Raw genomic sequence first — 11,655 nt, 5'->3', positions numbered from 1 at the left:
CTAAGGAGCAGTCATGAGCTATGTGATCGACCGACGTCTCAATGGCAAGAACAAGAGCACGGTAAACCGCCAGCGATTTCTGCGGCGCTACCGTGATCACATCAAGAAGGCTGTCGAAGAGGCGGTCAGCCGGCGCTCCATTACCGATATGGAACACGGCGAACAAATCAGCATTCCCGGCCGCGACATCGACGAGCCGGTGCTTCATCACGGTCGCGGTGGCAAGCAGACGGTCGTGCACCCGGGCAACAAGGAATTCACCAGCGGCGAACATATTGCCCGCCCACCGGGAGGCGGTGGCGGCCGAGGCCCCGGCAAGGCGGGCAATTCCGGCGAGGGGATGGACGAATTCGTCTTCCAGATTACCCAGGAAGAGTTCCTCGAGTTCATGTTCGAGGACCTCGAACTGCCCAACCTGGTCAAACGCAACCTGACCGGCACCGACACCTTCAAGACCGTGCGCGCCGGGATCAGCAACGAGGGCAACCCGTCGCGGATCAACATCATCCGCACCCTGCGCTCAGCCCACGCCCGGCGCATCGCCCTATCCGGCAGCAGCCGCGCAAAACTGCGTGAAGCCAAGGAAGAACTTCTGCGACTCAAGCAAGAAGAACCGGACAACTTCGGCGATATCCAGGAAATCGAAGCAGAAATCGAAAAACTCAGCGCGCGCATTCACCGTATACCGTTTCTCGACACCTTCGACCTCAAGTACAACCTGCTCATCAAACAACCCAACCCCAGCTCCAAGGCCGTGATGTTCTGCCTGATGGACGTGTCCGGCTCGATGACCCAGGCGACCAAGGACATCGCCAAGCGCTTCTTCATCCTGCTGTACCTGTTTCTCAAGCGTAACTACGACAAGATCGACGTCGTGTTCATCCGCCACCACACCAGCGCCCGCGAAGTGGATGAAGAGGAGTTTTTCTACTCCCGGGAAACCGGTGGCACCATCGTCTCCAGCGCCTTGAAACTGATGCAGGAGATCATGGCCGAGCGTTATCCGAGCAACGAGTGGAACATCTACGCCGCCCAGGCCTCAGATGGTGACAACTGGAACGACGACTCTCCGATCTGCCGCGACATCCTGATCAACCAGATCATGCCATTCGTGCAGTACTACACTTACGTTGAGATCACCCCGCGCGAACACCAGGCCCTGTGGTTCGAGTACGAGCGCATCGCCGAAGCCTTTTCCGATACATTTGCCCAGCAACAACTGGTCTCGGCCGGGGATATCTATCCGGTCTTCCGTGAACTCTTCCAGCGCAGGTTAGTGACATGACCGCCAAAGAGCAGAAACGCCAACCCATTTCCACCGGCTCCGAATGGACGTTCGAGCTGATCCAGGCCTACGACCGCGAAATCAGTCGTATTGCGGCCGGTTACGCACTCGATACGTATCCCAACCAGATCGAAGTGATCACCGCCGAACAGATGATGGACGCCTACGCCTCGGTCGGTATGCCGCTGGGTTATCACCACTGGTCCTATGGCAAGCACTTCCTCAGCACCGAAAAGTCCTACACCCGCGGCCAGATGGGGCTGGCGTACGAGATCGTGATCAACTCCGACCCATGCATCGCTTACCTGATGGAAGAAAACACCATCTGCATGCAGGCGCTGGTGGTGGCCCATGCCTGCTACGGGCACAACAGTTTTTTCAAAGGCAATTACCTGTTCCGCACCTGGACCGACGCCAGTTCGATCATCGATTACCTGGTGTTTGCCAAGCAGTACATCATGCAGTGCGAAGAACGCCACGGTATCGACGCGGTCGAGGATCTGCTCGACTCCTGCCATGCGCTGATGAACTATGGTGTCGATCGTTACAAACGCCCTTATCCGATCTCCGCGGAGGAAGAACGTCGCCGGCAAAAGGACCGGGAAGAGCATTTACAGAAACAGATCAACGATCTGTGGCGCACCATTCCCAAGGGCGCGGACAAGTACAGCGACAAGGACAACGCACGCTTCCCCGCCGAACCCCAGGAAAACATCCTGTACTTCATCGAAAAACATGCGCCGCTGCTGGAGCCATGGCAGCGGGAAATCGTGCGTATCGTGCGCAAGATCGCCCAGTATTTTTATCCACAGCGTCAGACCCAGGTCATGAACGAGGGTTGGGCCACGTTCTGGCACTACACACTGATGAACGACCTGTACGACGAAGGCCTGGTCACCGACGGCTTCATGATGGAGTTCCTGACGTCCCACACCAGCGTGGTGTTCCAGCCTGGCTTCGATAGCCCCTACTACAGTGGCATCAACCCCTACGCCCTGGGGTTTGCCATGTACCGCGACATCCGCCGCATGTGCGAAGAGCCTACGGAAGAAGATCGCCGCTGGTTCCCTGACATTGCCGGTACCGACTGGCTGGCAGCCATCAAGTTCGCCATGAGCAGCTTCAAGGATGAGAGCTTCATCCTGCAGTACCTGTCGCCCAAGGTGATCCGCGACCTGAAGCTGTTCAGCATTCTCGATGACGACCAGAAGGACGACCTGCTGGTGCCCGCCATTCACGACGAAGGTGGCTACCGCATCATCAGGGAAACCCTCGCGGCACAATACAACCTGGGCAATCGCGAGCCCAACGTGCAGATCTACAGCATCGACCGTCGCGGTGACCGCTCCCTGACCCTGCGTCACCAGCAGCACGACCGCAAACCGTTGGGGGACTCGACCGAAGAAGTGCTCAAACACCTGCACCGCCTCTGGGGCTTCGACATTCACCTGGAAACCCTGCAAGGCGATCAGGTCATGAAAACCCACCATGTGCCGCCCAGAAGCGAGCACAGCGAAGGTGATTACGGCCGCCTGGACCTGGCCGTCATCCATCTTTGATCCGGTTTGTGCCTCCGAAAGCTCGATGCAACGGTTATCCTGTCGAGCTAACGGAGGTTTTTTATGCGTATTTATAAAGTCGGCGGTGCGGTACGTGATCGCCTGCTGGGCAAACCGGTTACCGATATCGACTGGGTTGTGGTCGGCGCTACCACCGAAGAAATGCTCGCCAAGGGCTTTCGCCCGGTGGGCGCGGACTTCCCGGTGTTCCTTCATCCCAAAAGCGGTGAGGAATACGCCCTCGCCCGCACCGAGCGCAAAAGCGGACGCGGTTACGGCGGGTTCACTTTTCACGCCAGCCCTGAAGTCACCCTCGAAGAAGACCTGATCCGCCGCGACCTGACCATCAATGCCATGGCCGAGGACGATCAGCAGAACCTGACCGACCCGTACCACGGCCAGCGTGATCTTGAAGCGCGCCTGCTTCGCCATGTTTCCCCGGCATTTGCCGAAGATCCACTCCGGGTCCTGCGTGTTGCCCGCTTCGCGGCGCGCTACGCGACGCTGGGTTTTACCGTTGCCCCGGAAACCCTGGCGCTGATGCGCCAACTCAGCGAGTCAGGCGAACTTGAAGCGCTGACCCCCGAGCGCAGCTGGAAGGAAATTTCCCGCGCCCTGATGGAAGATCAGCCACAAGTATTTATTGAGGTTCTGCGCGCATGCAGCGCACTCAAGGTTCTGATGCCCGAGGTCGACGCGCTGTTTGGCGTACCGCAACCACCCGCCCATCACCCGGAAATCGATACAGGCGCACATACCCTGAGCGTGTTGCAGCAAGCCGCACTACACAAACAGCCACTCACCGTGCGCTGGGCGTGCCTGCTGCACGACCTGGGCAAGGGACTGACGCCAGAGGATGAATGGCCGCGACACATTGCCCACGAGTTCAAGGGCCTGAAGCTGATCAAAGCGGTCAATGAACGCTTCAAGGTGCCGAGGGACTGCCAGGAACTGGCGCTGCTGGTGGGCGAGTACCACACCCATGGGCATCGCGCCCTTGAGCTGAAGCCATCGACATTGCTGGAATTGTTGCAAAGCTTCGACATTTACCGTCGGCCACAGCGGTTCGAGGAGTTCATCGCCGCATGCGAGATGGATGCACGTGGGCGCAAAGGGCTGGAAGAAAGAAGTTACCCACAGGCGGATTACTTGCGCGGTGCTGCAACTGCGGCGCGTAGCGTGGCGGTTCAGCCGTTGCTGGAGAAAGGCTTCAAGGGGCCGGAGCTGGGGGAGGAGATCAAGCGCGAGCGGCTCAAGGCGCTGAAGGCTTACAAAGAGGCGACGTCTGTCTGAAAAGCTTCGCGAGCAAGCCCGCTCCCACAGGAATTGCATCGTACCTGTGGGAGCGAGCCTGCTCGCGAAGACGTCAGTTAGGTCACAACAAATCTGAAGGTGTGAGCTGTTCACCGCGCCATTCGAACGCTACTGGCGCCAACACCTGATCGATCTGCGCTTCAGCCCACAAAGTCGCAAAACTCTTGCCTGCGCCCGGGTGCACGCGATCCGGCGCTATCAACGACAACGGCCACAGAACGAACGCATTTTTCAGAATTTCTGCCCGCGGCAAGATCAAGCCATCGAAATTGCCCACCTGGTCACCGAACAACAATACGTCGATATCCAGCGGCAAACCTCGGCGATCCGGTGCGTAACGACCGTTATCCGCCTCAATGAACTTCAATCGACGATCAAGTTCCATCAGCGGCAGATCGGTATACGCCGACACCACGAAATTGAAGAACGGCCCGCTCTTGATGCCCACCGGCTGGCTTTCGAACACCGCCGAACAGCGGATATCGACAAGGAATGCCGCCAGAGCATCGAGTCCCGCCCGCAAATGGGTTTCACGCTCGATATTGCTACCGAGCCCGAGGTACACCTGAGTCAGCGACATCCGCGCTCGATCTCCACGCCCACACCGCCGGTGGCAGCCGGGACGGCCCCGGGCTTGGTCAGCTTAAGGCGCATCCAGGTGATCTTGAATTCGCTCATCAGCACTTCAACCAGGCGCTCGGCAAAGGTTTCCACCAACTGGAATTGCGCCTGCTCGGCAAACGCCTGGATGCGTGAGGAAACACTGGCGTAGTCGAGCGCCAGGGTCAGGTCATCACCGGCTGCGGCCGGGCGATTATCCCAGGCGAAACTCAGGTCAAGACGCAAGCACTGTCGGATGCCTCGCTCCCAGTCGTAGGCACCAATCACCGTGTCGACTTCCAGGCCCTCGATAAACACTCTGTCCAAGCACTTCTCTCCGCTACACGACAAGGGCGCAATGCGCCGTTAGAATCAGGGCTTCCTCGCCCGGAATAGTTAGCATGTTTTGGTTATTGGCGATCCTCGCCTACCTGCTCGGCTCTCTGTCCTTTGCCATTTTGCTCAGCCGCATGACCGGTAACCCCGATCCGCGAATGAGTGGCTCGGGCAATGCCGGTGCCACCAACATGTTGCGCCTGGCCGGCAAGAAGCTCGCCATCCTGACCCTGCTCGGGGACCTTTGCAAAGGCCTGCTGCCGGTACTGATTGCGCGTCTTGCGGGTCTTTCGCAGCAGGAACAGGCCTGGATCGGCGTCTATGCCGTCATCGGCCATCTGTTTCCGTTGTACTTTCGCTTTCGCGGCGGCAAGGGCGTCGCCACCGCTGCCGGCATGTTGCTGGGACTGTACCCGCCCGCTGCCCTTCTGGCGGTCTGCACCTGGCTCTTGACGTTCTACCTGACCCGCACCAGCTCCCTGGCCGCCCTCATCGCCACACCGCTGACCTTGCCGTTGCTGGCCTGGCAAGAACCGGCCGCCCTGCTGCCCATGAGCACGCTCACCGGGCTGATCGTCTGGCGTCATCGCGGCAATCTACGCGACCTGTTTGCCGGGCGCGAACGGCATTTCTAGCCGCCGGACATGAGCACCGCTCATCACAATGCGGTCAACTGCTCCATCGGCCAACGCGCCTGCACGCTGATCGCCAGGCTTTCCTGCTGACCGGCCTGCAAGCGCTGGCAGCCGGCAAAGGCAATCATCGCGCCGTTATCGGTGCAGAACTGCGCACGGGCATAAAACACATCGCCCTTCATGTCGCCGAGCATTTTCTCCAGGGAAGTGCGCAACGCCTTGTTGGCACTGACGCCCCCTGCAATCACCAGACGCTTCATGCCAGCGGCCTTAAGGGCACGCTTGCACTTGATGGTCAAAGTCTCCACCACGGCCTGCTGGAATGCCAGCGCGATGTCGCAACGGGCTTGCTCTCCGTCGTCCCCGGCGTTGACGCACTGTTGCCAGGTGTTCAGCGCAAAGGTTTTCAGGCCACTGAAGCTGAAATCCAGGCCCGGACGGTCGCACATCGGCCGCGGGAAGACGAAACGCCCTGCAATGCCTTGTTCTGCAAGGCGAGCGATCTCCGGTCCGCCCGGATAATTGAGCCCCATCATCTTGGCCGTCTTGTCGAAGGCCTCTCCGGCGGCGTCATCCAGGGTCTCGCCCAGAAGCGTGTACTGACCGATTCCGTCGACCTGAACCAGTTGCGTGTGACCACCCGACACCAACAAAGCGACGAACGGAAATTCCGGCGGTTGCGACTCCAGCATCGGCGCCAGCAAATGGCCTTCCATGTGATGCACGCCAAGGGCCGGAATGCCCCAGGCAAAGGCCAGCGCCTGAGCACAGGAAGCCCCTACCAGCAAGGCACCCACCAGGCCAGGACCCGCGGTGTAGGCGATCGCATCGATCTCGGTCGGCACGCAGTCGGCCTCGGCCAACACCTGACGAATCAAGGGCAGCATGCGTTTGACGTGATCGCGTGAAGCCAGCTCCGGCACCACGCCACCATAGGCACGGTGCAGGTCGATCTGACTGAACAACGCGTCGGCCAGCAGGCCGCGTTCACTGTCATACAATGCGACACCAGTTTCGTCGCAGGATGTTTCTAATCCCAGTACTAGCATGGGTTTGCGCCTTGTTTAGGCTGAATTCGAAGGCGCGCATAATAGTCGTCGCGTGATGCCCCTACCAGCGGTTTTCGATCAGAGGCTTTGCATTCCGAGCGTTGAGGGGTTAACATCCGCAACCCTTAAAAACCGACGTCTTCAAGTGCTCTTTTGCCGCGAGGATGTTGACCCCGGTAATGAATGAAGGTAGCTCTGGATGCCAGCCGTCAAAGTAAAAGAGAACGAACCCTTCGACGTAGCTCTGCGTCGTTTCAAGCGCTCCTGCGAAAAAGCCGGTGTACTGGCTGAAGTTCGTAGCCGCGAATTTTACGAGAAGCCAACTTCTGAGCGTAAGCGCAAAGCAGCAGCCGCTGTTAAGCGTCACGCCAAGAAAGTTCAGCGCGAACAGCGCCGCGCCGTTCGTCTGTACTAATACACAGACGATCGTAGCAAGCTTCTGCCAAGCCCGGCCCTCAGCCGGGCTTATGGCATTTGCGTAAAACGCTTGATGCTTCACTGTCAAAGCCGCAGACGCGACCGAGACAAATCTGCTTCACCGCGTCAGACCTGGCTCTTTTGCCAGCGGTGCACGTCTTTTCTGACGAGCCTTTCAAGGCTACTGACGAGCACACCCACTGATTCCTCTCACGACGATCAGCCCAAGGCACCTGCTTGCGTGCCAGATGATGAGCTATCCGGGGCCTGTGATTGGCCACAGCGGATTCAGCGCAACACATTCAAACAGTCGAATACTGATTGGCATTAACGTCAGTGGATTTTCGGCAGATACACTTCCCGACAGCGATTACGCAGACGACACTGGTCGAGCCGCACACTTTGCGCGCCTCAAACAATGACCGCGTTCGGTCGCCGTACGTTTCGGGTTCCTTTTCAGCGCAGATGACGAGAACGCCATGGCCGGGCTAATTCCCCAGAGCTTCATTGACGACCTTCTGAACCGCACCGACATCGTCGATGTGGTCAGCTCGCGCCTGCAATTGAAAAAGGCCGGCAAAAATCACACTGCCTGCTGCCCGTTCCACAAGGAAAAGACTCCGTCGTTCAGCGTCAGCCCCGACAAGCAGTTCTATTACTGCTTCGGCTGCGGCGCCGGCGGCAACGCCCTCGGCTTCATCATGGACCACGACAACCTGGATTTCGTCCAGGCTGTCGAAGAACTGGCCAAAGCCGCCGGCATGGAAATCCCCCGCGAAGAAAGCGGCCGGCCGCACAAACCGCGACAGCCGACCGATTCGCCGCTGTATCCGCTACTGAGCGCCGCTGCCGACTTTTATCGCCAGGCCCTCAAAAGCCACCCATCGCGCAAGGCCGCCGTGGAATACCTGAAAGGTCGCGGGCTGACCGGCGAAATCGCCCGGGACTTCGGCCTGGGCTTTGCTCCGCCGGGCTGGGACAACCTGTTCAAGCACTTGAGCAGCGATACCCTGCAACAAAAAGCCATGATCGATGCCGGCCTGCTGATCGAAAACGCCGAAAGCGGTAAACGCTACGACCGCTTCCGCGACCGCGTGATGTTTCCGATCCGCGACAGTCGCGGGCGCGTCATCGCCTTCGGCGGCCGGGTATTGGGCGACGACAAGCCGAAATACCTGAACTCCCCGGAAACCCCGGTTTTCCATAAAGGCCAGGAACTCTACGGCCTGTATGAAGCGCGCAAGACCAACCGCAACCTCGACGAGATCATCGTCGTCGAGGGCTACATGGACGTCATTGCCCTGGCCCAGCAAGGCCTGCGCAATGCCGTCGCGACCCTGGGCACCGCCACCAGCGAGGAACACCTCAAGCGGCTGTTTCGCGTCGTGCCCAGCGTGCTGTTCTGCTTCGACGGCGACCAGGCCGGCCGCAATGCGGCATGGCGGGCGCTGGAGGCGACACTTTCGAGCCTGCAGGACGGTCGTCGCGCACGCTTTTTGTTCCTGCCCGAAGGCGAGGACCCGGACACTCTGGTCCGCTCCGAAGGCACCGACGCCTTTCGCGCACGGATCAACCAGCACGCGCAGCCACTGGCCGATTACTTCTTCCAGCAACTGACGGAAGAAGCCGACCCGCGCTCGCTTGAGGGCAAGGCCCATATGGCCACCCTCGCCGCGCCGTTGATCGACAAAGTCCCGGGCGCCAACCTGCGCACCCTGATGCGTCAGCGCCTGAGCGAAATCACCGGCCTGAGCGGTGAAGCGGTCAGTCAGCTGGCACAAAGCGCCCCGCACGAAGCACCGCCGGCCTACGACCCGGGCATCGATTACGACGCGATGCCCGATTACAGCGACTATCATCAGCCGCAGGCACAGGAAATGTATGTGCCGCAGCAGGAATGGACGCCGAAGAAACCCGGTGCAGGAGGCAAGAAATGGGACAAGAAACCGTGGGACAAGAATGGCAAACGGGGCGGTGATCGTGATCAACCCCGCGCGCCACGGGTGCCCGCCGCCGTAGAACCGCCAACCCTCGCCGCCTTGCGCACGTTGCTGCATCACCCGCAACTGGCCGAAAAAGTCGAGGATGCCGGGCACTTCGCCGCCGAGGATCACACCAACACGCAATTGCTGGTGGCGCTGCTCGAAGCTGTACAGAAGAATCCCAAGCTAAACTCAATTCAACTGATTGCGCGTTGGCACGGCACAGAACAAGGCCGCTTGCTCAAGGCCTTGGCGGAAAAGGAATGGCTGATTGATGGAGATAACCTTGAACAACAGTTTTTCGACACCATTACTAGCTTGTCAGCCCGCCAACGCGAGCGAAACCTGGAACAACTTCTGCGAAAAGCGCGTCAAAGCGAATTGACCAGCGAAGAGAAAAATCAACTGCGCGACCTCTTGAGTCGCAATGTTTCCGCATCAAACCCGACCTCAACTGGCGCGTGAGGTCATAGCTCAGGTATAATCCTCGGCTTGTTTTTTGCCCGCCAAGACCTTCAGTGGATAGGGTGTTATGTCCGGAAAAGCGCAACAGCAGTCTCGTATCAAAGAGTTGATCACACTTGGTCGTGAGCAGGGCTACCTGACTTACGCGGAGGTCAACGACCACCTGCCGGAGGATATTTCAGATCCGGAACAGGTGGAAGACATCATCCGCATGATCAATGACATGGGGATCAACGTATTCGAGGTTGCGCCAGATAAGGATTCCCTTATGCTGGCCGACGCCGATACCGACGAAGCCGCAGCCGAAGAGGCCGCTGCAGCGTTGGCTGCGGTCGAGACCGACATTGGTCGCACTACCGACCCGGTGCGCATGTACATGCGCGAAATGGGTACGGTGGAGCTCCTCACGCGTGAAGGCGAAATCGAAATCGCCAAGCGTATTGAAGAGGGCATCCGTGAGGTGATGAGCGCAATCGCGCACTTCCCTGGCACGGTTGATCATATTCTCTCCGAGTACACCCGCGTCACCACCGAAGGTGGTCGCCTGTCCGACGTTCTGAGCGGTTATATCGACCCGGACGACGGCATTGCGCCGCCTGCGGCAGAAGTGCCGCCGCCGATTGACGCGAAAGCCGTCAAGGCGGATGACGATTCCGACGACGAAGAGGGTGAAGCCTCCGATGACGAGGAAGAAGCCGAAAGCGGTCCGGATCCGATCATCGCTGCACAGCGTTTTGGCGCTGTGGCCGATCAGATGGAAATCACCCGCAAGGCGCTGAAAAAGCACGGTCGCAACAACAAGGCAGCGATTGCCGAGCTGTTGGCCCTGGCCGAGCTGTTCATGCCGATCAAACTGGTGCCGAAGCAATTCGAAGGCCTGGTCGAGCGTGTTCGCAGCGCCCTGGATCGCCTGCGTCAGCAAGAGCGCGCAATCATGCAGCTCTGCGTTCGTGATGCGCGCATGCCGCGTGCCGACTTCCTGCGCCAGTTCCCGGGCAACGAAGTCGACGAAAGCTGGAGTGATGCCCTGGCCAAAGGCAAAGGCAAATACGCTGAAGCCATTGGTCGTCTGCAGCCGGACATCATCCGTTGCCAGCAGAAGCTGACCGCGCTGGAAACCGAAACCGGTTTGACCATCGCCGAGATCAAGGACATCAACCGTCGCATGTCGATCGGTGAGGCCAAGGCCCGCCGCGCGAAGAAAGAGATGGTTGAAGCCAACTTGCGTCTGGTGATCTCCATCGCCAAGAAGTACACCAACCGTGGCCTGCAATTCCTCGATCTGATCCAGGAAGGCAACATCGGCTTGATGAAAGCGGTAGACAAGTTCGAATACCGTCGCGGCTACAAATTCTCGACTTATGCCACCTGGTGGATCCGTCAGGCGATCACTCGCTCGATCGCCGACCAGGCCCGCACCATCCGTATTCCGGTGCACATGATCGAGACGATCAACAAGCTCAACCGCATTTCCCGCCAGATGTTGCAGGAAATGGGTCGTGAACCGACCCCGGAAGAGCTGGGCGAACGCATGGAAATGCCTGAGGACAAGATCCGCAAGGTATTGAAGATCGCTAAAGAGCCGATCTCCATGGAAACCCCGATCGGTGATGACGAAGACTCCCATCTGGGTGACTTCATCGAAGACTCGACCATGCAGTCGCCAATCGATGTTGCAACCGTTGAGAGCCTTAAAGAAGCGACTCGCGAAGTACTATCCGGCCTCACTGCCCGTGAAGCCAAGGTATTGCGCATGCGTTTCGGTATCGACATGAATACCGACCACACCCTTGAGGAGGTTGGTAAGCAGTTCGACGTGACCCGTGAGCGGATTCGTCAGATCGAAGCCAAGGCGCTGCGCAAGCTGCGCCACCCGACGAGAAGCGAGCATCTGCGCTCCTTCCTCGACGAGTGATCACAGAACCCCCGGCCCAGGCCGGGGGTTTTGCTTTGTACAGATTAAATCCCCCTGCTTCCCCCCTCCGCCCTGTAGCCGTCTACACTCGAAACATT

Annotated in this window: 10 protein-coding genes; 7 read left to right on the top strand and 3 right to left on the bottom strand. The window is 59.0% G+C overall.

Annotated features, from left to right (window positions below; genetic code table 11):
- Positions 1–13 precede the first annotated feature (13 nt).
- From AC1RDQ_RS07135 to AC1RDQ_RS07125, 3 genes are all read left to right on the top strand, one after another.
- Positions 14–1,285, top strand: a complete 1,272-nt coding sequence (locus tag AC1RDQ_RS07135; RefSeq protein ID WP_057713068.1) for a YeaH/YhbH family protein — start codon at positions 14–16, stop codon at positions 1,283–1,285.
- A complete protein-coding gene (locus tag AC1RDQ_RS07130; protein ID WP_057713067.1) occupies positions 1,282–2,844 on the top strand; it encodes a SpoVR family protein in 1,563 nt (520 codons plus the stop codon). Before AC1RDQ_RS07135 ends, AC1RDQ_RS07130 begins: the two co-directional genes overlap by 4 nt.
- Before the next feature lie 63 nt (positions 2,845–2,907).
- A complete protein-coding gene (locus AC1RDQ_RS07125) occupies positions 2,908–4,137 on the top strand; it encodes a multifunctional CCA addition/repair protein (protein ID WP_492586825.1) in 1,230 nt (409 codons plus the stop codon).
- Positions 4,138–4,219: 82 nt separating this feature from the next.
- On the opposite strand, the gene folK is transcribed toward AC1RDQ_RS07125, so the two are convergent.
- Both folK and folB read right to left on the bottom strand, forming a co-directional pair.
- On the bottom strand, positions 4,220–4,738 hold the full coding sequence (gene folK / locus AC1RDQ_RS07120; RefSeq protein WP_407516239.1) for a 2-amino-4-hydroxy-6-hydroxymethyldihydropteridine diphosphokinase: 519 nt from the start codon (positions 4,736–4,738) through the stop codon (positions 4,220–4,222).
- Complete coding sequence (gene folB / locus AC1RDQ_RS07115; protein ID WP_008051601.1) at positions 4,729–5,085, bottom strand: dihydroneopterin aldolase; 357 nt, start codon at positions 5,083–5,085, stop codon at positions 4,729–4,731. The genes folK and folB overlap by 10 nt, the downstream gene beginning before the upstream one ends.
- Positions 5,086–5,159: 74 nt before the next feature.
- On the opposite strand from folB, the gene plsY reads away from it, so the two are divergent.
- Positions 5,160–5,729 (top strand): glycerol-3-phosphate 1-O-acyltransferase PlsY, encoded by a 570-nt coding sequence (gene plsY, locus AC1RDQ_RS07110; RefSeq protein WP_057713064.1) that lies wholly within the window; start codon positions 5,160–5,162, stop codon positions 5,727–5,729.
- A 23-nt stretch (positions 5,730–5,752) separates the two neighbouring features.
- On the opposite strand, the gene tsaD is transcribed toward plsY, so the two are convergent.
- Positions 5,753–6,778, bottom strand: a complete 1,026-nt coding sequence (gene tsaD, locus AC1RDQ_RS07105) for a tRNA (adenosine(37)-N6)-threonylcarbamoyltransferase complex transferase subunit TsaD (protein ID WP_492586823.1) — start codon at positions 6,776–6,778, stop codon at positions 5,753–5,755.
- Between the two features lie 199 nt (positions 6,779–6,977).
- On the opposite strand from tsaD, the gene rpsU reads away from it, so the two are divergent.
- The 3 genes from rpsU to rpoD all read left to right on the top strand — a co-directional run bounded on the left by rpsU (position 6,978) and on the right by rpoD (position 11,557).
- A complete protein-coding gene (gene rpsU, locus AC1RDQ_RS07100) occupies positions 6,978–7,193 on the top strand; it encodes a 30S ribosomal protein S21 (protein WP_002551877.1) in 216 nt (71 codons plus the stop codon).
- Between the two features lie 481 nt (positions 7,194–7,674).
- Entirely contained in the window at positions 7,675–9,642 is a 1,968-nt protein-coding gene (gene dnaG, locus AC1RDQ_RS07095) for a DNA primase (RefSeq protein ID WP_492586821.1), read from the top strand.
- A 67-nt stretch (positions 9,643–9,709) separates the two neighbouring features.
- Complete coding sequence (gene rpoD / locus AC1RDQ_RS07090; protein ID WP_057713062.1) at positions 9,710–11,557, top strand: RNA polymerase sigma factor RpoD; 1,848 nt, start codon at positions 9,710–9,712, stop codon at positions 11,555–11,557.
- Positions 11,558–11,655 lie beyond the last annotated feature (98 nt).

It is taken from the genome of Pseudomonas sp. GW823-FHT02E01 (assembly GCF_058797535.1).
The sequence above is the reverse complement of the archived record's forward strand: the minus strand, read 5'-3'. Positions and strand labels throughout refer to the sequence as shown.